The following is a 22,650-nucleotide window of genomic DNA, read 5'->3' as shown; positions in this document are numbered from 1 at the left end:
ATTTGATAATAAAGGCAGCGCCAAGGGCGGCTGCCTTATCGAGGAGTTATTATCGTTATTAGAATCCGCCCCAGAGCATTGCCAAGGTACCGGCCAGCAAAGCATAGCCAAGTGCTACAGGCATAGTCTTACGGATGATTTCAGATTCGCGACCGGCCATACCGACCACGGTTGCCGCCGCGACCACGTTCATCACGCACATCATGTTACCTGCGTTGGCACCAATACCTTGCAGTGCCAGGATAAGTGCATGGTTTGCCCCTATGTTATCGGCCACGCTGTATTGCAGGCCGGAGAACATCATATTGGAGAAGGTGGCCGAACCCGACAGGAAGGCACCGAAAATCCCGACTATCGGGGAAATCCAGGCCCAAACGCTGCCGAGGCTTCCGGCCAGCATATCGGCCAATGCTACCGGCATGGATTGCAGACCGGCACTGTTGGTGCCTGAGTTGAGGAAGATTTTCACCATAGGCACAGAGGCACCCAGAGAGATAATGGTTGGCACCATGGATTTGCAGGAAACCGTAACCGATTCTTTGATGGCCTTGGAGTTCATTCTGAACAGGAAGAAGCCCAGAATACACACGGCAATAAAGAAGGCGCCCGGTGCAAAGAAGGTGGCGAAGCCGGCCTTGAGCTCAGTGCCTAACAGGCCGGTCCAACTAATGTTGAAGCTGTTCAACCAGGCTTTCAGTGGCTGTACCACACGTGAAAGCACCAAGAGACCTGCCATGATCAGGTAAGGGGTCCAGGCGGCCAACTGGGAGAAACGCGCCTTGCTCTCTACTTGAGCTGTTTCGCCCTCTTTGTCATTTTCAGCGAAGTCATTCCAAGGGGTTTTAGGCAGTAACCAGCCTTTGCGGGCAACCGGGATTACCAATGCCATACCGACCAGGGCACCAATCACGGAAGGGAACTCTGGGCCGGCGAAGAAGTTGATCAACCAGGCAGGAATGGTGAAGGCTAAACCGGCGAACAGGGCAAATTTCCAGATGGCTAAGCCTTCCTTGAAGGACTTGTTGCGACCAAAGAAGCCAGTCAGCACAGACACCATTACCAAGGGGATCAGCGTACCTGTGATCAAATCTATGGTGATCATATGCATGGCAATGAACTGAGCATAATCGCTGAAGTGGCCCCCATGTTCGGCAATTTGCGCCGCAGCCATGCTGGTACCGCCTTCGAGCAGGCCCTGTTCCATACCAAAGAGCACTGGCAGACCAATGGCACCGAAAGACACTGAAGTTGAGTCGGCGACCAGGGCAACCACGGCGGCCGCAATCGGTGGGATACCCAAGAGCACCAACAGAGGCGCGCCAATCGCGGCTGGTGTACCAAAACCGGCAGAACCCTCAATAAAAGAGCCGAACAGCCAACAGATGATGATCACCTGAACCCTGGCGTCTGAACTGATATTGGTAAAACCGGCACGAATGGTATCCATGGCACCCGAGTATTTCAGGGTATTGAGCAGGAATACTGCACCGAAGATGATGGTTAAAGGTGTAATCGCCGACAGCAGGCCTTCAACCACGGAGGCGGCCAGCAGAGTAGTGTCCATCTGCCAGATAAAAACGGCGGCCAGGGCGGTTATCACCATGGAGATTGGCATAGCTCTGGATGCGGGCATCCGGAGCAACACCAGGAACAGCATGACGCTGATCACGGGTGTCAGACTTGCGAGTAACTGAAGAAATGTCATGGTTGCCTCATCATTTCATATGTTGCTTGTGCTTATTGTGGTGTTGAGAAAGTGCTATCGCCTTTCCCATTTGTTGTTGTGCGTGCTTATCATGGTTAATTTACCCGGAACCAAAATGATCTGGATCATCTTGCCTTTCGTATGTGGCTTAAGTTTTCGGTTATGGGAGCCGTGTCTCCGCCGGCAAATGGAAAAGTGTGACGGATATCACTACCGTGCTGGCGTTTATATAACTTTGGGGAATAGATATTTAAAAAATGGCCCACAACCTTAGGAATTATGGCTTTGTTTTACTCAAAAGGGTAATAAAGTGATCCTGTTATTTCATTTATGATGGAATGACAGGCTTATATCGCAAATCTTGAATGTGATTTAAGTCACACTAATTGAGCTTTTGGTGAAGTTAGTTTTTGGGTGTTTTTATTTAAACTAATAAAAATCAGATAGATAAGTTGTTTTTTCTTGCTGGCTTACCGTGATCTTAGTCACCGTTATATCGGGCGTCATAAAACGTGACATTGATCACGTGAGTGCTGTTTTACATTTTTTGAAAATAAATAACAAAAAAGCACCTTTGTTCTCAGGTGCTTTAACCCAGGCCTGTGGCTGAACTGCGTTTGTAGCTGTAAGAGTTTGCTCAGGCCACTCAAGCTTCAAAAGAGTTTACTGCCCCAACCTAACTTGTTGCGCAATACATGAAAGTAGTTGTGCCCCTTTGGGTGGATGAGTTTGAGCCGCTCTTTGCTGCGCCTCAGGATAATTTCATCGCCCGGCATCACAGACAAGGTGACATGGCCGTCACAGCTCACTTCCAGGTTTTCGCCGTTTTCCGGTGACACTACCAGTTTGATGATGCTGGAGGCGTCGACCACTATGGGACGACAGGAGAGGGTATGGGGAAACATGGGCACCAGGATCAGTGCCTCGAGATTAGGGGTCAATATCGCGCCGCCGGCCGACAGCGAATAGGCGGTTGAGCCGGTCGGTGTAGAGACTATCATGCCATCGGCCCGTTGGCTGTACATGAACTGGTTGTCGATATAAACCTCGAACTCGATCATATGGGCTATCTTGCCTGGGTGCAACACGGCCTCGTTGACGGCGGTATTGCTGGCTTTGACTTCGCCGTGGCGATAAACCTCGGCTTCCAGCAGGAACCTGTGCTCTGTGGCGTATTCGCCATCCAGCACCTTGGCGAGCGACTCTTCAAAGGCATCCGGCGGCAGATCGGTTAAAAAACCCAGATTACCGCGGTTGACACCGATAACGCCGAGATCGAAGCGCGCCAGTACCCGAGCTGCACCCAGCATATTGCCATCCCCCCCGACGACTATCGCCAGATCACAGTGCTCGCCGATATCCAGTAGGTCTACCGCGCGTACATCTTTCCCGAGTTCAGCCGCGACTCTCTCTTCCACAAGCACATCATAGCCTTGCATTTTCAGCCAATAATGCAGACGCTTGAGGGTCAGGTTGGTCCCCTGATGGTGGGGTTTTCCTATCAGGCCTATAGTATGAAACTCAGTGGACATAGATTTTGGGAACTCTGGGGGTTGAAACGGTCAATTTGATCCCCATAATATGCCCAGAGTATGCAGAAACAAAGCATTTTTAGCTGGAGTAGAAATGAACAAAGAGTCATTTAAAGCAGAGCAGGAACAGGTCGAAGAAGTGGTTGACCAGGTTGAAACCACCGAGGGCGTAGCTGAGGAAGGCGGCATTATCGACGAGTTGACTCAGGCGAACTTCCGTATTGAGGAGCTGGAGCAGGCTTTATCTGACGCACAGGCGACAGTTGAGGAGCAGAAAGATTCTGTCATCCGTGCCGCAGCCGAAGTTGACAACATCCGTCGCCGGGCGGCGCAGGATGTAGAGAAGGCACATAAGTTTGCCCTGGAAAAGTTCAGCAATGAACTGTTGCCTGTGATCGATAACATGGAACGTGCTCTGGTGGGCGCAGATAAGGCTGATGAAGTCACCAAGCCTTTGTTTGAAGGTGTTGAGCTGACACTGAAGAGCTTCCTGTCAGCGGTGGAGAAGTTCGGTGTCAAGCAGATAGATCCTATCGGCGAAGCTTTTAACCCTGATCAGCACCAAGCCATTGGCATGCAACCAAGCGCCGAGTTCCCGGCCAATACCGTGATGCTGGTGATGCAAAAGGGCTATCAGCTCAATGAGCGTTTGCTGCGTCCTGCCATGGTAATGGTGTCCAAGGGCGGTGAGGGTGTTGATACCCAAGCCTGATAGCGCACTAAAACGCCCATAACGGCGAGACTAAAAAACCGCAGATAAGTCTGCGGTTTTTTATTTGCAAGCAGGTTTCCAGCCATGAAAAAGCCGAGCTTAGCTCGGCTTTCTTGTTCCTGGTTTTTTCTGGAGCCTGGGGGCTCTTGAATCCAGGAGCTTACTTCTGGCCAGCGGCTTTTTTGATAAAGTCCACTATCTCTGCCATAGGCACTTCCTGCTTTTCTCCGGTGCGGCGGTTCTTATACTCATAAACACCGGCATCCAGGTTGCGGTCGCCAATCACTATGGTGTGAGGCAGACCCAGGAGTTCCATATCGGCAAACATCACGCCAGGGCGCTCTTTACGGTCATCAAACAGCACTTCGATACCCGCATCGGTCAGCTCTTTATAAAGCTGTTCGGCAGTGTCTGTCACTCTGTGTGACTTGTGCATATTCATCGGCAGAATACCCACTGTGAATGGCGCAATCGCTTCCGGCCAGATGATACCGCGGTCGTCGTGATTCTGCTCGATGGCGGCGGCAACGATGCGGCTGACGCCGACACCATAACAGCCCATCAGCAGAGTCTGAGACTTGCCATTCTCGTCAAGCACAGTGGCGTTCATGGCGGCCGAGTAGTTGGTGCCCAACTGGAAGATATGGCCAACTTCAATACCGCGGGCGAAGGCGTAAGTGCCTTTGCCGTCAGGGGTGGTTTCGCCTTCCACTACATTACGGATATCGGCGGCACTGGCCAGCGGCAGATCCCGCTCCCAGTTGATACCGAAATAGTGTTTATCGTCTAGGTTGGCGCCGGCGGCAAAGTCGCTCATCACGGCAACACTGTGATCTATGACCACAGGAATAGACAGACCGACTGGGCCAAGAGAACCTGGGCCGGCTCCCAAGGCGTCACGGATTTCTGCTTCAGAGGCAAATTCCAGCGGCGCGGCAACCAGTTCCAGTTTGTCGGCTTTGACTTCGTTCAGCTCATGGTCGCCACGGACAACCAGGGCCACCAGTGGGGCTTCTTCGGTGGCGCCTTTGACTATCAGTGTCTTAACCGTCTTGGTGATATCAAGGCCAAACTGCTCAACCAGCTCGTCTATGGTTTTGGCATTTGGCGTGTCGACCAAAGTCATTTCCTGAGTGGGTGCGGCGCGCTCTGTGGTCGGCAGCGGCGCTTCAGCCTTCTCGATATTGGCAGCATAGTCGCTGCCATTGGAGTAAGCAATCAGATCTTCGCCGCTGCTTGCCAGTACGTGGAACTCGTGTGACATGCTGCCACCGATAGAGCCGGTATCCGCCAGTACAGGACGGAAGGCCAGGCCCATGCGTGACAAGATGTTGCTGTAAGCTGTGTACATGGCCTGATAGGTATCATCCATGGTTTGCTGATCCAGATGGAAAGAGTAGGCATCTTTCATCAGGAACTCACGTGAGCGCATAACACCGAAGCGTGGGCGAACTTCATCACGGAATTTGGTCTGGATTTGATACAGGGTCAGCGGCAGTTGCTTGTAGGAACTGACTTCTTTGCGCACCAGATCGGTAATCACTTCTTCGTGGGTCGGGCCCAGAACGAAGTCACGATTGTGACGGTCTACAAAGCGCAGCAGTTCCGGGCCAAACTTGTCCCAGCGACCTGTTTCCACCCAGAGATCCCCCGGCTGTACCATGGGCATCAGAATTTCGATGGCACCGGCCTTGTTCATCTCTTCACGCACAATGGCTTCGACCTTGCGTAGTACGCGCAGGCCGGACGGCAGCCAGCTATAGAGGCCTGAGGCGTTGCGACGTATCATACCGGCGCGCAGCATAAGCTGATGACTGACTATCTCTGCATTGGCAGGGTTTTCTTTCTGTGTTGATAACAGGTATTGACTGACTCGCATTACCTTGGGTCCGAAATGAATTGAATGGCCGCCATTTTATCACTTGCTTCGATGATGTCACGCGGCCAGGGCGGATAAATTCCCCTTTCCTTGTTCGAATTTAGCTCGTCGGCAACTGATTGACACCGGCACTACAGTTGCCGCCGCGATTTTGGGCGCTGAGCAGGGCTTCTTCTGCTTGAAACACTAAACTGTCCCAATTATTTTGTCTGCTGGGTTGGATGTTGGCCACGCCGATAGAGACTGTGAGTCGTGGGCTTTGGGCCTTGGCTCGCAGATTGGCCGCCAACACAAATTGATTGAGGCTCTGGGCGATGCGGATACAGGCTTCCGGATCCTGGTTTGGCAGTAACAGCGCCAACTGAGATTGTTGTAACCGTGCCAGAAAATATTCACCGTTGATCTTAAAGTCCAGCAGCCTCTGGGCCAAATGCAGCAGAGTTTCGCTGGCAATAGCCTGATCGCTTTGAATGAGGAGTAAGCCTATCCTGTGCTGCCTTACTATTCCCTTATGCCAGGACTGTTTCATCAACTGGTTGAATGTACGGCGGTTATAAAGCCCCGTGAGTTCGTCTTGTTGCTGCTCGCTGGTCAAGGCTCTCATCTGCGCCTCAAGGGACAACAGCGCATGGTTTATCTTGAGTGTTTCCCGGTTCACCGGGGCTGGCGAGCGGCCACCAAAGTTTTGCTCTACCAGTTCGCTGAGCTTGTTGCTGGTCTGCAATAGAGGCTTGAGCAAGTGGCGGCCAATGACTGTCCAGGCTACAGATTGGCTCAAAACTATCAGCGCCAGTGACCCGATCACCAGCCATAGCAGGGTTTGCATCAGCGATTGGCTGTTCTTTTGCATCTGGGCATCCAGATGGGTCAGGCCTATGCCGGACAGGCGCAGAGAAAGATGATCTATGGCGCTTATCATGCCATTCATATGTGGCGCTCTCAGGGGGTGACCGCTCATCACTGACAATTGCTGCCCCAGAACCAAGGCCTCATCATATTCTTTGGTTGCCAGGGTAAACTGGCTCAGGGTGGATATTATCTGTCGTTGTCTCTGCCTGGTTTCATCAAGAATCGCCTCCCGTTCATTAAGGGGATAACTGGGCCAGTTGTTTTTGAGTTTCAATAGTGCCAGATGCTGCATTTGATTGGCTCTAATGGCTTGCAGCAGCTGTTTTTGCTTCTGCAGTTCGGCGATATGGGTTGTGTTTGTGCTATCTATTATCCAGAGGCTGGCACCGCCAAAAAATACTATCAGCCCGGCCAGCAGGAAAAAACTCAACAGTAATCTGCTGCGGATACCCGGTAACCCCTTTGGTATGCTTCTTGGTGGTTGTGTGTTTGGGCGGGTTTGGCAATCCATGGCGCTCATCTTCCTAATTATTGATTTTTCTCTCTGCCTGTCAGTGGCTTATCGCGTCTATCTCCTACTACTTTAGCAGGGTTTCCCGCCATTATGGCAAACGCGGGTACCGACTTGGTGACAACGGCGCCCATGCCAATGATGGCGCAGTCGCCTATGGTCACGCCATCGACGATTCCGGCCTGGGCGCCAATCCAGACATCTTCGCCAATAACTATTCCCTTGGATTGGCTGCTCTGACGATAGATGGGCATATCCGGCGCCATACCATGATTGAAGGCATAGATAGTGACATTGTTGGCGATGCGGGTCTTGGCACCTATCACTATGCCGCAACTGCCGCCGTCCAGTGAGCATCCGTGGTTAATGCTGACCTCCCGGCCTATCTGGATCGGCCCGTGCAGAAAGCAGTTGGCGGCTATCATGGACTCATCGCCCAGGATTATCGGCCTGCCGGGTTCGGCAAACAGTTCTGCTTCGGGGGCGATAAAGCAGTTCTGTCCTATGCTGATGGTTTCCAAAGCCTGTAATTTGGCCTGAATTGCCTGCTGCCAGGGAAGAGCCCATTCGAGATGCTTGGGTTTGAGGCGATACCAGAGCCAGGGCATCCAGGAGAGGCGCCTCTTGTGCTGTTCCTGATAATCATCCGCTGAGGGCTTAAAATCAATCATGCTCCGGCGCCGGACGCTTTGGCACAAAAGGGCTGTATGGTTTCGACTTCAATGCCTTGCTCTTGGGCATACCAGAAGATATCCAGATCATACAGCGCCACCTGATAACGTTTCGGATCCGGTTTACCTTTCTTGTAAGCGGGTCTCGGGTCCTGGGCCAACACCGCTTGAATAAGCTTATCCAGCCCGGGATAGCGTTTCTCGAATTGGCTCAGTTGTTCTACTGCCTGATTGCTGAAGCTGACCTCAACCTGCTCGGGAGCCTGCTGCGCTATGCCGCCTATCGCGTCGGGTATCGCATCCGAGAAGGGGATATAGGGCTTGATGTCGATTATCGGGGTGCCATCGAGCAGATCCATGCCGGATATCTCCAGTATGACCTTGCCTTTGACTTGGTGGATTTGATGCAGCTTCACCACGGATTGGCCAATGCCATTGGGCCTGAAGGTGGAGCGGGTAGCAAACACTCCGAGCTTTTCATTACCGCCGAGCCGGGGAGGACGCACGGTGGTTTTCCAGCCCTGGGCCAGATTTTCATGAAAGCAGAACAGTAACCAGAGGTGGGAGTACTGCTCCAGCCCACGCACCGCATCGATATGATTGTAAGGTGCTGTCAGCTCGACAAAACCGCGAACAAAGTCCACCAACCCCGGCTGACGAGGAATACCAAACTTCTGTTTATATGGTGTCCGGCAATAGGCAACCGCTTCTATCTGAGTCGAAAACCCCATAACGTCAGGCTTACTCCTTCGGGGTTGTCAGACGAATAGCCTGGCCGACACACATGGCGCTGGTATAGCAACCGGCTGCGGCTTCCTGGGTTTCGACACAGTTTTTAATAATGAGGCCATTGGCTTTCATATCTGCTGCCGCCCGGCGCGCCTCGGTACGGGCATCAGCCATAGTGGCCGGTACACCATCGGGCTCGGACTGGCAGGCATTACCCTCAACCAATCCCAGCACTTCATATTGGCCCGTTGGTCGGCTGCCATCGAACAACTGTACTTCCGAGGGTTTGAAGTACTCCTCAATAGCCTGGCTGTCTAGGTTGGAATTGAAGCTGTATTCCCCGGCGCAGCCGCCAAGCAGCAGTACCAGAGTGGAAAGAAAAATCGGTTTCATGGCCAGGCCTTATAGTTATTCGTTCATGCTCCCGGCCATCCCGGGAGCTGTATGGGAAATTCTATCGCTTCAAATACTTTTGATAAAGCTGCCGATGACGATTGTTGAGATCCACCTGTCTGCCGTCGATAAACATCAGCTCTATCCTGCTGCTCATGGGATCGAGAATATCGCCGCTGCTGACTACCAGATTGGCCTGAAACCCGGGCGCTATCGCCCCTAGCTTGTCTACGCCCAGTATCTTGGCGGCATCTTGCGTAATCGCCTTGAGCGCCTGCTCTTTGCTGAGCCCCCAAGCTACAGTTTGGCCTGCTGCCAGCGGCAGGTTACGGCTGTCCCAATCGGAGCTGAAGCCGAGAGCGAAGGGAATACCGGCGCGCTTGAGCAACGCCGGTACTCTAAATGCCTGACCTATGGGCTCATCTTCGCGCAGTGGCAAGTCAAGCGTATGGGTATAGATGACGCTTGCCTCTATTTCATTGAGCGCTGCACCCAGGCGCCAGGCATCATAGCCACCGACCAGGGTGAGCTTGAATCCATACTGACGGGCGAGGGCAATGGCCGCCTCTATCTGCCGCTGCCTGTCGGCATGAACAAACAGCCGCCCCTCTTGGCGATACAGCGGTAAGAGCGCTTGCCAGCGGCTGTCTTCAAGGGCGCCTTCGCTGCTTTGCTGACTCAAGGCATAGCGTTTACCCGCTTCAAAGTGTTTGTGTATCTGTGACAGCGCGTCCTGATAGGCCAGTTGTGCCTGTTTATTCGCCTTGTTGGTACCTTGTTTTTGCGGCTCCGTTGGCCAATAGAGGTGGAACTGTGGTCTGGCTGGGACCTGGGCATCTTCTATGGTCCAGGCATCCAGGGATACCAGTGCAGATTGCCCTGCAATGCCTGTGCCTCTTGGGACTATTTGCGCGTGGGTGATACCGTTGGCCCGCACACTGGGCAACAATTCCGAATCCGGGTTGAAGGCGCTGGCGGCTTCAAGCTGTGGATTGGCACTGCCCACATCACGGCTATCGACTGTTGGCCTGGCCATGGCTATTTCCACCAATCCCAGGGTGGTATCCAGTGCTATGAGGCCGGGATAAAGGTGTTTGCCACTGAGATCAAATTCCCGGGCATTTTCAGCCGTTAATCCCGGGCCTACGGCGCTGATAACACCTTGCTCGAGCAGCACATCGGTATTCTCGAGAGTGCCTTGGCTGACGGTGTGAACCGTGGCGTTTTTCAGCAATATGGCTTGTTGCTGATGCTCGGCCGGGATCAGGTTATGGGCCTTTACCGGGGCGAGCATCAAGAGTGAACCACCCAGCAGCAGATGTGCCAGCATAGATGCCATGCGTGGCAATAGAGGAAACTTGGTCACAGGCGGCTCTCCTTATTCTGGCCCCAGGCGTTGAATTGGGTATCGCATTGCCACAAGGGCTCTATGATTTCTGAAGTCGTTTCGCCTTGAAGCCGCGCCGGGTCGCTGCCAAGAATTTTCTGGATCAGCGCTTGGCGCTCGCTGACAATAGCCTGGGTCATTTGCTTATCTTCAGCGCGGTCGAAGTAGCGTTTGCCGCCAATCCACACTGCCTGACTCTTGGCATAAACCGATAGGGGGTTGGCATCCCAGAGCACCAAATCTGCCTGTTTTCCCTCTTCTATAGAACCTGTTATGGCGTCTATTCCGAGCTGTTTTGCGGGGTTGATGGTTACCATCTTCCAGGCATCTTCCTGGGACATATCGCAGTATTTCACCGACTTGGCGGCTTCTTGATTCAGGCGACGCTGCATCTCAAAGTCATCTGAGTTAATTGAGGTGAGCACGCCGGCATTCATCATCAAACAGGCATTTTGCGGAATGGCATCATAGACCTCAAATTTATAGGCCCACCAGTCGGCAAAGGTGGAAGCACCAGCGCCATGAGCCGCCAATTCGGGGGCCAGCTTGTAACCTTCCAGTACATGGGTAAAGGCGGTGACTTTGAAATCGTAAGCCTCGGCGAGGCGCAAGAACATCAGGATTTCAGACTGGACATAGGAGTGAATATGCACATCGCGTTCGCCGTTCAGCACTTGGGCAATCGCCTGTAAACGATAATCGGGGCGAGGGGAGAGCTGCTTACGTTTCTCCCGAGAACGCAACTCGGCATATTGGGCTTGGGCATCTTTATAGTCTCTGGCGGCATTGAAAGCATCACTCATCAGGGCTTTAACCCCCATGCGGCTTTGCGGGAATCTGCGGGTATAACGCTCACCCCAATTGCTCTGTTTGACGTTTTCCCCCAAAGCAAACTTAATCCCTTGATGGGCTTGGGTGAACTTGAGGTTTTCGGCCGACTCTCCCCAGCGCAGTTGAATGACCTGCGACTGGCCACCTATGGGGTTGGCGCTGCCATGCAGCAGATTGGCGGTGGTGACGCCACCGGCCAAGGAGCGATAGATGGCAATATCATCTGGGTTCAGCACATCGGCTATTTGCACTTCTGAGGTGATGGCATCGGACATCTCATTGAGGCCGCCGTTGACGGCAATGTGGGAATGCTCATCTATGATCCCGGCAGTCAGGTGCATGCCAGCTCCCTCTATGACCTGATAACCACTCGGGGTGCTGAGATTGGTACCAATCTTTGCAATCTTGCCGTTGGCCAGAATCAGGTCGCTGTTGCCAATTATGCCGGCCTCGCTTGAGGTCCAAAGGGTGACATTGCGGATATGCAGTTTTTCCGTACCTGGCTGCTCACTGCGGCCATAGGCTTGCAGTGGACTCGTCAAACGGCTGAGATACTCGGGTTCAGTTTTACTGATTGTCTTTGACTGAGAGTTGACTGCCGCTGCTGAGGCTTTCGTTTCTTCAGCTGTTTCTGCCGTTAAAGGTGCGTGCGGCAATCTTGAACCGGCCAATTGGGTGATGGCACCGTCGGCATGCAAGAGTCTGCCCTGCAGCCCTTCATCATCTTGCCAAAGGGTTATTCGACTAATGCCACCGATACCGGCATCTTGCAAATTGGCACTGAAGCTCAGGCGTTTGCTATCGGTAGTTAGATGAGCGAGTTCTACTTGTTGATCACCGCTGCTGAGGCTACCCCTGAGCGTTCGGGGCTTTTGTTGACTCAGTTGTAGTTCAAGATCCAGTTCCAGTTCAGCTAGATGCAGGCGATAACTGCCTTGCCACTGATATCCAGGTGGCATTAGTTTTTGCTCTTCCCCTTGTAGCCAAACGCTGATTATTTCGCCGTCCTGAAACAGATTGCCTTTGGCTATCACCAGATCGGCCATATAGCCAGGTGCCAGTTTACCGACTAAATCCTCTATGCCGGCAGCTGCAGCGGCCTGGGTTGTCAGCGCTGCCAATGCGGCTTCTTCATCGAGGCCGGCCTGCAGCGCCATTCTTAATCTGGGCCAAAAGGCTTTGCCATCCATGCCATATTGGGTGAAGGAGAAAGGAATGTTATTGGCGGCGAGGACGGCGGGATTACTCGGTGCCCGCTCCCAATGTCTCAAGATGTTGAGTGGCACTTCTCTGGCATAGTCTTCGTCACTGACCTGAGGAGCTGCAGGAAAGTTCAACGGCAATATCAACTCGGGTCGATATTCTAGCAGTTCTTTCACTCTTGCATACTCCTGGCCATTTCCCAGTAAGATTGGCTGGATATCTGATTGGCTCAAGAGCTTAGCTGCACGCAACTGGTTATTGAGATTTCGGGTGTCAAATATCACACCACGAGTTTTTATATCGTGTAAGCGCTCAAGGGCGGTATTAAATTCCGGTGATAATAAACCCTCGCGTCCGGCTGCATTCTTTTTATTCTGGTTATACCAGTTGGCATCACTGAGAGTCTGTCTTATTAACGCTATGCTTCCCATCAGAGAATTGGGATAATCCTGTGGTGAATTGCCTTTATCAAATGCCATAAAATGTCGGCTTCTGGGGCGATATATCACTTGGTTACTCTTTTTGTCGGCCAAAGAAAGTGAGACGCCGACTCCCCTGAATATTCCGTCAAGATGTGCACTCTGGACACTGGTGAAGCCATTACTTATCCAATTTGATGCAGTTTTGTTGTCCGGCAAGACATAAGTAAACCATTCTTTCTCTGCATGAATGGCGCCATTTGCGGCTACCGCCCCTTTTGACTTAATTTGATAGACTGGAGCTTCAATTGCGGCCGCAGATTCTGAATACTCCAAACCATATTCGGCAAAGGGATCGATAAATCCCGGATAGATGGTGTAACCATTGAGATCTATCTTATAAGCATTTTGTGGAATTTCATTATTGGAAATTACTTGTTTTATTCGGTTATTTTCAATAAGTAATGTAGCGTTATCCAGCTGTTTCCCAGGTGAAAGTATAAGCTTGGCATGGGTTAAGGCGGTCAATCTCGGAGTATTGTCTGTCAGCTGTGTCTCATCGGCAAAGGCGCTACAGGCCACAAGACTGAACAACAGTAGGTTTATGGCGGGGAAAGAAATTCTCATCTGTTGTGGCTACCTTGTCATAATTCCTTGGGGAGAGTCATTGTCATCAGAGAGGAACAGGCTGCGATCAATCAGTACGTTTCCCCTAAGAGTGATAAAAAAGCGGACGAAAGCCTCGCTTTAAGTCGGCAGTCGTAAACTTAACTCAGCCTAAATGTAAATGCCAAGGCGTAATTGTAAGGCTTTTTAACAGATGCCAGACTTCTATCAGACATAAAAAAGCCCCGACACTGTCGAGGCTTAAGCTAGGAAAACCTGATTAAATCAGGAAATCATCCATTGAACGACCTTTATCTACTTCGTTCTTGAATACAGTTGGCATACGGCCTTGGCCGGTCCAAGTAATAGTTTGACCATCTACAACGATTTTGTATTTTGGTGGGCGGGGAGCACGCTTCTTGGGAGCAGCCTTGGCGGCAGCAACATTACCCAGATCTTCAACAGATAGGCCAACGGCTTCCATCTGCTTACGGATCTCTTCAATTTTAGACAGACGTTCAGCCTGTGCCTTTTCTTCTTTCTTGGCTTCTTCTTCACGATCAATAATGATCTTATCCAATTTGACTGCCAGATCGCGCAGATCTGCAACGCTTAACTCTTTTACTGCGGCTTTAAAACGACGGCCGTGAGTCAATATATCAAGAAAATCGCTCATAAGTATTTAGGTCCCACGCTAATTTATAAATTGGGTTAAGGTGAATATCGCTATAAATAATAGAAACTATAAGTGTCAGGATCAAATATTTTTACGTCAATTGACATTAATTTCTTTATTTATTTCAATTCTACGACCATAAAAGTTGCCAAGTGTTCAAAAAACTGACCATAAAGTGTGACAGAATTGGCAAACGAGCGTTTAAACTACTGTTGACGTTAACGTCAACAGCACGTAAAGTTGAGCCATCCTGTACTGATGTATCTGGTATCATCGGTACGTAATCCACATAAGATACAAGGTGTAGGAAGGAAACCCTATGAAAGTATTGGTGCCAGTAAAACGTGTGGTCGATGCCAATGTTAAGGTCAGGGTCAAGGCTGACAATACAGGCGTTGAAACAGCCAACCTGAAAATGGCGTTGAATCCATTTTGTGAAATTGCGGTAGAAGAAGCCGTACGTCTAAAAGAAGCCGGCAGTGCTTCTGAGGTCGTTGTTGTCAGCATAGGTCCCAAGGCGGCACAGGAGCAACTGCGTACCGCATTGGCTCTGGGCGCCGACCGTGCCATTCACATTGAAACCGATGAAGAGCTGGTGCCCCTTTCTATTGCCAAGTTACTCAAGGCAGTGCAGGACAAAGAGCAGGCGCAGCTAATTCTGCTCGGCAAGCAGTCCATCGATGGTGATAACAATCAGACCGGACAGATGCTGGCGGCGCTCGCCGGTATGCCTCAGGCAACCTTTGCATCTGAAGTGAAGCTGGAAGGTGAAACTTTGCTGGTTACCCGTGAAGTGGATGGTGGTTTACAGACTCTGTCCATGCCTCTACCGGCTGTAGTTACAGCGGATCTGCGTCTGAATGAGCCTCGCTATGCTTCTTTGCCCAATATCATGAAGGCCAAGCGCAAGCCGCTGGAAACCATGAGCATTGAGGATCTGGAAGTGACTCTCAAGCAGCACGTACAGGTGTTGGAGGTAGCAACGCCGGCCAGCCGTCAGGCGGGTGTGATGGTGGCTTCCGTTGAGGAGCTGGTGGACAAGTTGAAAAACGAAGCGAAGGTGATCTAAATGGCCGTATTAGTAATAGCAGAACACGATAATGCCAGCCTGAAACAGGACACAGCCAAAGTCGTCGCCGCGGCCAAAGCCATAGGTGGAGATATTCACCTCTTGGTTGCCGGTCAGGATTGCAAGGCCGCAGCCGATGCCGCCGCCAAGCTTGAAGGTGTCAGTAAAGTACTGTTGGCCGATAATCCTGCCTATGGTGCTCATCTTGCCGACAATATTGGTGAGCTCATCTTGTCTTTGAGTGGCGACTACAGCCATATTCTGGCTGCAGCCTCAAGCCAGGGTAAGGATATACTGCCAAGAGTGGCGGCTTTGCTGGATGTGGCTCAACTTTCTGAGATCACCAAGGTGATCGATGCCGATACTTTTGTCCGTCCCGTCTATGCCGGTAACGCCATGGCGACCGTTAAGAGTCTGGATAACAAGAAAGTGGCCACAGTGCGCGCCAGCGCCTTCGACGCCGTTGCCGAGACAGGTTCAGCTGAAATCAATCAGCTCGACAGCGTCTTTGACGCCAAGAGCAGCTTTGTCTCTCAGAGTTTGACCGAGTCGGCTCGTCCGGAGCTTGGCAGTGCCAGAGTGATTGTTTCCGGTGGTCGCGGTATGGGCAGTGGCGAAAACTTTGCCATGCTGGAAACCTTGGCCGATAAGCTTGGCGCCGCCGTAGGTGCATCACGGGCCGCCGTAGATGCCGGATTTGTTCCTAACGATTTGCAGGTCGGTCAGACAGGTAAAATTGTGGCGCCAGAGCTGTATATCGCTGTGGGTATCTCCGGAGCGATTCAGCATCTGGCCGGGATGAAGGATTCAAAAGTCATAGTGGCTATCAATAAAGATCCTGAAGCGCCTATTTTCCAGGTTGCCGATTATGGTCTGGAAGCTGATCTGTTTGATGTGGTGCCCAAGTTGAACGAGTTGATTTAATCTGTGATCTAGGTCACGATAGGCGGCTTTGGGGTAGCATCCTCAAAGCCGCCTATGTTTTTATGTGCCTCACGCCTGAAATCAGGCGTCCTGAGAAGTAGAGGCGCACTAAATATCAGTAGCGGTAAGCAGGGTGATTCCGTTTATGTATCGCGAAAGGATTTGGTGCCGAAGGGGTTGCGACTCATCAAAGTCCACCGCTGGGGCTGTTACCAAATAGGGGCAGCACTGCCATAGTATATTCTGTCGGGATGACAGATTGACGTTACTATGGAGCGCTACTGAAAGGACAGGTGCTACTCGGTATGTTTTTGCCTTTTCCCACCAGTTCAGTTGCCCTCCATTCGTATTTAACGAAGAACAAGACTCAATGACAGTACTAAGTTATGCCGACTCGGCACTCTCTTTGTTGCCGCCGGTTGTGGCAATTTTATTGGCGATCTTCACCCGGCGGGTGTTGTTATCTCTAGGGCTGGGAATACTGATCGGAGCCTTGTTGCTCAATCAATGGTCGGTGTTGGATACCGGGGTTTATCTGGGGCAAAGGGTGCTTTCCCTGGTTTGGGACGATGGCGCTTTTAATGCCTGGAACCTGTATATTCTGGGGTTCCTGGTGCTGCTGGGAATGATCACTGCACTGATTACTGTTAGTGGCTCTGCCAGAGCCTTTGCTAACTGGGCCAGACAGCATATCCGCAATCGTCGTGATGCTAAGCTGCTAACCATGTTTCTCGGTTGTGTGGTGTTTATCGATGACTACTTCAACAGCCTGGTGGTGGGCAGTATCGCTAGACCGCTGACCGACAGATATTATATCTCCCGCTCCAAACTGGCGTATCTTTTGGATTCAACCGCAGCGCCTGTGTGCGTTATCTCGCCGGTTTCCAGCTGGGGTGCCTATATTATTGCCCTTATCGGCGGTATTCTCACGGCTCATGGTTTTACCGAGACCGGACATCTGAGCGCTTTCGTGCAGATGATCCCGATGAACTTCTATGCCCTGTTTGCCCTGGCGCTCTTGCTATGCGTGGCCTATATGGAGCTGGATATCGGCGCCATGCGCAAACACGAGCTTAATGCCCGTAAAGGCAATCTCTATGATGAGTCCAAGGGACTGCCGCCAGGTGCCAATGCCGATCTGCCCGAGGCGGAAACCGGTCAGGTGCACGGCCTGTTCCTGCCCATAGGTGTCTTGGTGGTGGCGACCTTCTACTTTATGGTTTCCAGCGGCGCCGATGCCCTGGCGGCAGAAAGCCTGCCTTTCAGCATCATAGGTGCCTTTGAGAAAACCGATGTGGGCTCGTCACTGTTTTTTGGCGCTTCCATCGGACTGGTGGTAACGCTGCTGCTGGCCTTTATCCAGAAGATTGAAGCCAAGATGATCCTCAAGGCGCTCACCTCGGGGGCTCGCTCCATGTTGCCGGCCATCTATATTCTGATGTTTGCCTGGACCATAGCCGGGATCATAGGCTCATTGGAAACCGGCAAGTTTATGGCCAGTCTCGCCAGTGGCAATATTCCCTTTGCCTTGCTGCCGGCCGTGTTATTTATTTTGGCTGGGCTTACCGCCTTTTCTACCGGCACCAGCTGGGGCACTTTCGGGATCATGTTGCCGATTGCTGCCGATATGGCTATGGGCAGCCACAGCAGTATGATGTTGCCTATGTTGGCGGCCGTGTTGGCTGGTGCTGTATTTGGCGACCACTGCTCGCCGATATCGGACACCACGATTCTGTCATCTACAGGTGCCGGCTGTCATCATATCGATCACGTGTTGACTCAGCTGCCTTATGCGGTCTTGGTGGCGCTTATTTCCCTCGGTGGTTATATAGTGCTCGGTTTTACCGAGTCGGTATGGTTGGGGCTTGCCTGTAGCTGTGTACTATTCCTGCTGGGATTGGTGTGGCTCAAATGGCAACAACCCAAGAATACTAATGCCTGAGCTGCCACTCAATAGCTTGCGTTAACAGCACCCGCCCTGATGGCGGGTGTTTTGTTGTAATGCCATTTCGTTTACTTGATTCAGCTTGGGAGTTGGCTTTGGTAAAGAGTCGTGTGCCGGCATCAAGTTCGGCCGTATTTGAATACCTGATCAAGATTAATGCTGGTTTAAAGTCCAACAAGGAATGGAATAACTAACCTGCGATGGGAAAAGGCTTCTGATATACTTGCCGCCTTCGCCAGTTGCCGGAGGCTTTCCGGTAAGATTCACTGTTTGGAAATACCAATGAACAACCTGTTTCTGTTTTGTCGTGCCGGCTATGAAAAAGAGTGCGCGGCCGAGATCCAAAATCGGGCGGCACTGCTCAATGTCGGTGGTTTCGTCAAGGCCAACAACAACGATGCCTATGTGATCTTTCAATGTTTTGCCGAAGGGGAAGCCGACACTCTGGCACAGGAACTGGCGCTGGACTCATTGATCTTTGCCCGGCAGATGTTTGTTTGCGGCGATCTGCTCAGCGACCTGCCTCCGGAAGACAGGGTAGGGCCAATTACCGCCGCGCTTGAAGATGTTAGCAAGGGCGGTGAACTCAGGGTCGAAACCCCGGATACCAACGAAGCCAAAGAGCTGCTGACCTTCTGCCGCAAGTTTACCGTGCCGCTGCGTCAGTCGTTGAAACAGAGTGGTACACTGCTGACCAAGGAAAATCCCAAGCGGCCGATAATCCATGTGTGCTTTGTGGCACCGGGCAAAGCGTTTGCCGGTTATTCCTACAGCCATAACTCGTCACCGTTTTTTATGGGGATCCCCAGGCTCAAGTTTCCCGCCGATGCGCCCAGCCGCTCGACTTTGAAACTGGATGAGGCCTTCAATCACTTTATTCCCGAGCCGCAGCGGGAAGAGCGTTTGCGTAGCGGTCTCAACGCCGTAGATCTCGGCGCCTGTCCCGGCGGCTGGACCTATCAGTTGGTGCGCCGCGGCATGTTTGTATCGGCCGTCGACAACGGCCCCATGGATGCGGGTTTGATGGAAACCGGCCAGGTGACTCACTTCCAGGCCGATGGTTTCCGTTTTGAGCCCAAGCGCAAGAACATCTATTGGCTGGTGTGTGACATGGTGGAAAAGCCGGCCAGGGTGGCCGAACTGATGGAAGCCTGGGCCATCAATGGCTGGTTTAAAGAGGCTATCTTTAACCTGAAACTGCCGATGAAGAGCCGTTACAAAGAGGTGAGCACCATATTGGAAAATATGCAGGCCATTCTCAAAGAAAACGGCATCACAGAGTTTAAGCTGGCTTGTAAACATCTCTACCACGACAGGGATGAAGTGACAGTGCACCTGTGGCTGCGACCCAACTCGCCTTGGTGAGTTGGGGAGGGGGCGAACAAGTCCCATGTGTGCTCTGCGTCGGCTTATGGGCCTGGATGCAAGGCGTGGTTCGCACCTTCCTTGCCCCAAGCTGGCCTTGATGCTTTTCAGCTCAAGGCCATATGCTGCAGCACGGCATCCGGAATGTCATATTGGCCGCAAACCCACTCAAGATTGCTATCGATAAAGCCGAGTAGCTCCCGGGTCAACATCAGGTTATAGACGGCATCGGCCACCACACTGATGTATTCGGCTTTCTTTCTCGGTGACAGGTGATGGTGGCGCCGGTAATCCTGCAATGCCTGTTCCAGCTTCTTGCCGGCAACGCCCAGGGAACCGGCTTGCTCCCGCATCAATTCCTGCTCTAACAGACTCTGCTGTTGCTGCTTTAGTTCACTCAGTTTTGAGGCTGACACCCGCTGCTCCTCTGGCTGCTTCTCCTGTTTTTAAGTGTGTGCCCCGGATAATGGATCAACAAGTCGGTGTCGGCGAAATGTTCGCTGGCGCACAAAAATCTACTCTCAAAAGACCATGTAACTCTTACTCGGGGCGTTTGCAGCCATTTAAGCTTGGAAAATATTGAGTTGTATCACGCAACTAAAAAACTTTTAAGGTGTAATCCGCCGCGGTTCCTGTTACTAAATAAGTTCTGTTTCTTGATATGAGTCTGCGGATAGAAGTAATGCAGTTTTCCAAGTTTGGCGACAAGTTTAACCGTTATACAGGTATCACCCAGTTGATGGATGATCTCAACGAAGGGCTACGCACTCCGGGGGCGATTATGCTGGGGGGCGGTAACCCGGCGGCCATCCCCTCCATGCTCGACTATTTTACCGAGCTCAGTGCCGATATGCTGGCCAAGGGCGAGTTGCTCGCGGCCATGACCAACTATGATGGCCCGCAGGGAAAAGATGCCTTTCTCAATGCCTTGGCCAAGCTGCTTAACGATACCTACGGTTGGTCGCTGACCAAAAACAATATCAGCCTCACCAACGGCAGCCAGAGCTCGTTTTTCGCGCTGTTCAATCTATTTGCCGGTACCACTGCCGAGGGGCAAAAACGCAAGATCTTACTGCCGCTGGCCCCTGAGTATATCGGCTACAGTGATGCCGGTCTGGAAGATGAACTGTTTCGTACCTTCAAGCCGGAAATCACCAAGCTGGATGGCGGTTTGTTCAAATATCATATCGATTTTGAAAGGCTTAAAGTCGATGCCGATATCGGCGCCATTTGTGTTTCACGGCCGACTAACCCTACGGGCAATGTGCTGACCGATGAAGAGGTGGATAAGCTGGATAAGCTGGCAAGAGCGCATGGGATCCCGCTGATCCTCGACTGCGCCTATGGCTCACCTTTCCCCAATATTCTGTTTGAGGATGTGACTCCTTTCTGGAACGACAACACTGTGCTGTGCATGAGTCTCTCCAAGCTGGGGCTGCCGGGGCTGCGCTGCGGCATAGTGATAGCCAACCAAGCCATTACCCAGGCGCTGACCAATATCAACGGTATTATCTCTCTGGCACCGGGCAGCATGGGCCCGGCGATGGCGACAGAGATGATAGCCCGTGGTGATATGCTGCGGCTCGGCAATGAAGTAGTGCGGCCTTTTTATCTGCAGCGGGCGCAGCAAACCGTGGCCATGCTGCAACAGGCTCTGCCGGACCCCAGGTTCAGAATTCATAAACCCGAGGGGGCGATTTTCCTTTGGCTCTGGTTTGAAGGCCTGCCCATCAGTGCCATGGAACTTTATCGACGCCTGAAAGCCAGGGGCGTGTTGGTGGTGCCCGGAGAGTACTTCTTCTTCGGACTGGCCGAAGAGTGGCCACACGCCGGTGAGTGTATTCGGATGAACTATGTGCAACAACCCGAGTTGATGCGCCGCGGCATTGAAATCATCGCCGAAGAAGTCAATAAGGCTTGGGCACAGCTTGGTTGAAACCAAGGTTATTATCGCAGAGTTGCTTGCTGTGAGTTTCAAGCAACTCTGCTGTAGCGTTATGAATCGCCACTAGTTTTCCAGACACCTTTTAGTTAGATAAACTAGCTAACTGTCAGAAGCTGTTTAGCTGAACCCCCGAGGCTCCAAGATATTTCTCTCCAATCGAACTTTGTTCGAACTCCATCGTGCCTGAAATTCGATTTTTTGCACTCATTTCAATAACCGAGCACCCCTCAAAAGGCTTGAAAGATTATTTTCTCTCAGTGAAAACATCAGTGTTTCTGTGAGTCAGGCAACTAGAGCCTTCACTCAGCTAATAATGGGTGTCTTTGTTACTTACTGATGGGTGTCTTTGTTACTTCTCGCTTGTTAAAGGGCAAAATTTGGTTGGCTATAATCTTGAGCGGAGCGAAATCAGCCAACTGAATTTTGTCCACTATTCAACAGCTTGTTAGTTGCGTTTTGCAAACTGCCACCAATCCCTATTTGCATAGAAAATCCAACTCAAATTTTTAGGAACCACATATAGGAATAGGATATCAGTGGAACTCTGAAATCTATCAAAGCTTTCCCAGTTCAATTCATATTCAGCGTTTAACCTCTTAGTTAAGCCTGTACTTGTGTATGTTCTTTCAAACGTCTCAAACGCATAAACAGAGATATTATTTGAATGCTCAGAGGTGGAAATGAACACTGCATCAAATTGCTCTTTAGATAACCAATTATGGTCGTCTGAGTTAAATCCTTTAGTAACCAACCAGTCATTATCAATTAGGTTAATTTCATGGTCACCATCCAAAACTAAAATGCTTTTCAAATTATCGAAATTCATTTGGATACCAGTAAGCAACTAGACATAATGATTCCCTGTGCAGGTGTCGGCCTCCGTGTTTTCTCGTGGATTAGTTAAACCAGAGCCACACTGTTTGTTGATCCAATAGGCAAACAATCACAGGAGGCCGACATGTCTAAAGCTAACACACTTTTTATCGGGTTGGACGTACACAAGGAGACCACTGACGTGGCCTGGGTTTCTGATAAGTCTGCTGAGACCGTGCATTACCATGGCACAATCCCAACCAACCTGCGTTCATTCGATAAACTCATTAAGAATCAAACAGCCAAGACCAGCAAGCTATGTGTTATCTATGAGGCTGGTCCCTGTGGCTTCTGGCTCTATCGTCATCTGTTGCGCCGTGGCATTGAATGCTGGGTGGTAGCGCCGGCACTCATCCCCAAAGCTCCGGGCGACCGGGTCAAAACCGATAAACGCGATGCCATGACATTGGCCAGGTTAGCGCGTAG

At 51.5% G+C, this 22,650-nt stretch carries 19 protein-coding genes and 1 riboswitch; of the genes, 7 read left to right on the top strand and 12 right to left on the bottom strand.

All coding sequences use genetic code 11. From position 1 onward, the window contains the following. Nucleotides 1–58 precede the first annotated feature (58 nt). Nucleotides 59–1,705, bottom strand: coding sequence for an L-lactate permease (locus ACMHXH_RS13135; protein WP_052248277.1), 1,647 nt, complete (start codon nt 1,703–1,705; stop codon nt 59–61). 653 nt (nt 1,706–2,358) lie between these two features. Further along, nucleotides 2,359–3,237, bottom strand: coding sequence for an NAD(+) kinase (gene nadK / locus ACMHXH_RS13130; RefSeq protein WP_039035936.1), 879 nt, complete (start codon nt 3,235–3,237; stop codon nt 2,359–2,361). A gap of 94 nt (nt 3,238–3,331) precedes the next feature. On the opposite strand from nadK, the gene grpE reads away from it, so the two are divergent. Next, nucleotides 3,332–3,949 carry a nucleotide exchange factor GrpE gene (grpE, locus tag ACMHXH_RS13125; RefSeq protein ID WP_039035935.1) on the top strand — a complete coding sequence of 206 codons (618 nt, stop codon included), beginning with the start codon at nt 3,332–3,334 and terminating at the stop codon, nt 3,947–3,949. A gap of 160 nt (nt 3,950–4,109) precedes the next feature. On the opposite strand, the gene ACMHXH_RS13120 is transcribed toward grpE, so the two are convergent. The 8 genes from ACMHXH_RS13120 to ACMHXH_RS13085 all read right to left on the bottom strand — a co-directional run bounded on the left by ACMHXH_RS13120 (nt 4,110) and on the right by ACMHXH_RS13085 (nt 14,103). After that, complete coding sequence (locus ACMHXH_RS13120) at nt 4,110–5,828, bottom strand: proline--tRNA ligase (RefSeq protein WP_071477127.1); 1,719 nt, start codon at nt 5,826–5,828, stop codon at nt 4,110–4,112. A gap of 100 nt (nt 5,829–5,928) precedes the next feature. Beyond that, nucleotides 5,929–7,107 (bottom strand): GGDEF domain-containing protein, encoded by a 1,179-nt coding sequence (locus tag ACMHXH_RS13115; RefSeq protein WP_071477126.1) that lies wholly within the window; start codon nt 7,105–7,107, stop codon nt 5,929–5,931. A gap of 98 nt (nt 7,108–7,205) precedes the next feature. Then, a complete protein-coding gene (locus ACMHXH_RS13110; protein WP_039035932.1) occupies nt 7,206–7,859 on the bottom strand; it encodes an acyltransferase in 654 nt (217 codons plus the stop codon). Further along, nucleotides 7,856–8,590: a tRNA (N6-threonylcarbamoyladenosine(37)-N6)-methyltransferase TrmO gene (tsaA, locus tag ACMHXH_RS13105; RefSeq protein WP_071477125.1), complete on the bottom strand. Its 735-nt coding sequence runs from the start codon at nt 8,588–8,590 to the stop codon at nt 7,856–7,858. Before tsaA ends, ACMHXH_RS13110 begins: the two co-directional genes overlap by 4 nt. Nucleotides 8,591–8,600: 10 nt before the next feature. Further along, complete coding sequence (gene rcsF / locus ACMHXH_RS13100) at nt 8,601–8,981, bottom strand: Rcs stress response system protein RcsF (RefSeq protein ID WP_039035930.1); 381 nt, start codon at nt 8,979–8,981, stop codon at nt 8,601–8,603. Between the two features lie 61 nt (nt 8,982–9,042). Beyond that, a complete protein-coding gene (locus ACMHXH_RS13095) occupies nt 9,043–10,311 on the bottom strand; it encodes an amidohydrolase family protein (protein ID WP_071477129.1) in 1,269 nt (422 codons plus the stop codon). 32 nt (nt 10,312–10,343) lie between these two features. Then, nucleotides 10,344–13,448 carry an amidohydrolase family protein gene (locus ACMHXH_RS13090; RefSeq protein WP_335912616.1) on the bottom strand — a complete coding sequence of 1,035 codons (3,105 nt, stop codon included), beginning with the start codon at nt 13,446–13,448 and terminating at the stop codon, nt 10,344–10,346. 259 nt (nt 13,449–13,707) lie between these two features. Further along, the gene (locus ACMHXH_RS13085) at nt 13,708–14,103 is read right to left on the bottom strand and encodes an H-NS family nucleoid-associated regulatory protein (RefSeq protein WP_039035928.1); all 396 of its coding nucleotides are present in this window, start codon (nt 14,101–14,103) and stop codon (nt 13,708–13,710) included. 319 nt (nt 14,104–14,422) lie between these two features. Here ACMHXH_RS13085 and ACMHXH_RS13080 point away from each other — a divergent pair, with 319 nt between their 5' ends. From ACMHXH_RS13080 to rlmM, 4 genes are all read left to right on the top strand, one after another. Then, complete coding sequence (locus tag ACMHXH_RS13080; protein WP_039035927.1) at nt 14,423–15,172, top strand: electron transfer flavoprotein subunit beta/FixA family protein; 750 nt, start codon at nt 14,423–14,425, stop codon at nt 15,170–15,172. Next, the gene (locus ACMHXH_RS13075) at nt 15,173–16,096 is read left to right on the top strand and encodes an electron transfer flavoprotein subunit alpha/FixB family protein (protein ID WP_071477123.1); all 924 of its coding nucleotides are present in this window, start codon (nt 15,173–15,175) and stop codon (nt 16,094–16,096) included. 90 nt (nt 16,097–16,186) lie between these two features. Continuing rightward, nucleotides 16,187–16,385, top strand: a riboswitch (Lysine riboswitch). Nucleotides 16,386–16,466: 81 nt separating this feature from the next. Further along, on the top strand, nt 16,467–18,038 hold the full coding sequence (locus ACMHXH_RS13070) for a Na+/H+ antiporter NhaC family protein (RefSeq protein ID WP_039035925.1): 1,572 nt from the start codon (nt 16,467–16,469) through the stop codon (nt 18,036–18,038). Between the two features lie 285 nt (nt 18,039–18,323). Then, the gene (rlmM, locus tag ACMHXH_RS13065; protein ID WP_071477122.1) at nt 18,324–19,406 is read left to right on the top strand and encodes a 23S rRNA (cytidine(2498)-2'-O)-methyltransferase RlmM; all 1,083 of its coding nucleotides are present in this window, start codon (nt 18,324–18,326) and stop codon (nt 19,404–19,406) included. 107 nt (nt 19,407–19,513) lie between these two features. On the opposite strand, the gene ACMHXH_RS13060 is transcribed toward rlmM, so the two are convergent. Next, nucleotides 19,514–19,822: a hypothetical protein gene (locus ACMHXH_RS13060; protein WP_039034409.1), complete on the bottom strand. Its 309-nt coding sequence runs from the start codon at nt 19,820–19,822 to the stop codon at nt 19,514–19,516. A 266-nt stretch (nt 19,823–20,088) separates the two neighbouring features. On the opposite strand from ACMHXH_RS13060, the gene ACMHXH_RS13055 reads away from it, so the two are divergent. Further along, entirely contained in the window at nt 20,089–21,342 is a 1,254-nt protein-coding gene (locus ACMHXH_RS13055; protein ID WP_093982627.1) for a valine--pyruvate transaminase, read from the top strand. Nucleotides 21,343–21,796: 454 nt separating this feature from the next. On the opposite strand, the gene ACMHXH_RS13050 is transcribed toward ACMHXH_RS13055, so the two are convergent. Then, complete coding sequence (locus ACMHXH_RS13050; RefSeq protein WP_413738150.1) at nt 21,797–22,177, bottom strand: hypothetical protein; 381 nt, start codon at nt 22,175–22,177, stop codon at nt 21,797–21,799. 132 nt (nt 22,178–22,309) lie between these two features. Between ACMHXH_RS13050 and ACMHXH_RS13045 the strand changes: the two genes are divergently transcribed. After that, the coding region (locus ACMHXH_RS13045; RefSeq protein ID WP_157824684.1) for an IS110 family transposase at nt 22,310–22,650 on the top strand (341 nt) is incomplete at its 3' end.

This window comes from Shewanella sp. BJSY2023SW001, from assembly GCF_047314685.1.
Taxonomy (GTDB): domain Bacteria; phylum Pseudomonadota; class Gammaproteobacteria; order Enterobacterales; family Shewanellaceae; genus Shewanella; species Shewanella indica.
The sequence above is the reverse complement of the archived record's forward strand: the minus strand, read 5'-3'. Positions and strand labels throughout refer to the sequence as shown.

Coding starts and splice junctions, on each gene's coding strand:
- ACMHXH_RS13135 (WP_052248277.1), bottom strand. CDS start 1,705: ATGACATTTCTTCAGTTACTCGCAAGTCTGACACCCGTGATCAGCGTC.
- nadK (WP_039035936.1), bottom strand. CDS start 3,237: ATGTCCACTGAGTTTCATACTATAGGCCTGATAGGAAAACCCCACCAT.
- grpE (WP_039035935.1), top strand. CDS start 3,332: ATGAACAAAGAGTCATTTAAAGCAGAGCAGGAACAGGTCGAAGAAGTG.
- ACMHXH_RS13120 (WP_071477127.1), bottom strand. CDS start 5,828: ATGCGAGTCAGTCAATACCTGTTATCAACACAGAAAGAAAACCCTGCC.
- ACMHXH_RS13110 (WP_039035932.1), bottom strand. CDS start 7,859: ATGATTGATTTTAAGCCCTCAGCGGATGATTATCAGGAACAGCACAAG.
- tsaA (WP_071477125.1), bottom strand. CDS start 8,590: ATGGGGTTTTCGACTCAGATAGAAGCGGTTGCCTATTGCCGGACACCA.
- rcsF (WP_039035930.1), bottom strand. CDS start 8,981: ATGAAACCGATTTTTCTTTCCACTCTGGTACTGCTGCTTGGCGGCTGC.
- ACMHXH_RS13095 (WP_071477129.1), bottom strand. CDS start 10,311: ATGCTGGCACATCTGCTGCTGGGTGGTTCACTCTTGATGCTCGCCCCG.
- ACMHXH_RS13090 (WP_335912616.1), bottom strand. CDS start 13,448: ATGAGAATTTCTTTCCCCGCCATAAACCTACTGTTGTTCAGTCTTGTG.
- ACMHXH_RS13085 (WP_039035928.1), bottom strand. CDS start 14,103: ATGAGCGATTTTCTTGATATATTGACTCACGGCCGTCGTTTTAAAGCC.
- ACMHXH_RS13080 (WP_039035927.1), top strand. CDS start 14,423: ATGAAAGTATTGGTGCCAGTAAAACGTGTGGTCGATGCCAATGTTAAG.
- ACMHXH_RS13075 (WP_071477123.1), top strand. CDS start 15,173: ATGGCCGTATTAGTAATAGCAGAACACGATAATGCCAGCCTGAAACAG.
- ACMHXH_RS13070 (WP_039035925.1), top strand. CDS start 16,467: ATGACAGTACTAAGTTATGCCGACTCGGCACTCTCTTTGTTGCCGCCG.
- rlmM (WP_071477122.1), top strand. CDS start 18,324: ATGAACAACCTGTTTCTGTTTTGTCGTGCCGGCTATGAAAAAGAGTGC.
- ACMHXH_RS13055 (WP_093982627.1), top strand. CDS start 20,089: ATGCAGTTTTCCAAGTTTGGCGACAAGTTTAACCGTTATACAGGTATC.
- ACMHXH_RS13050 (WP_413738150.1), bottom strand. CDS start 22,177: ATGAATTTCGATAATTTGAAAAGCATTTTAGTTTTGGATGGTGACCAT.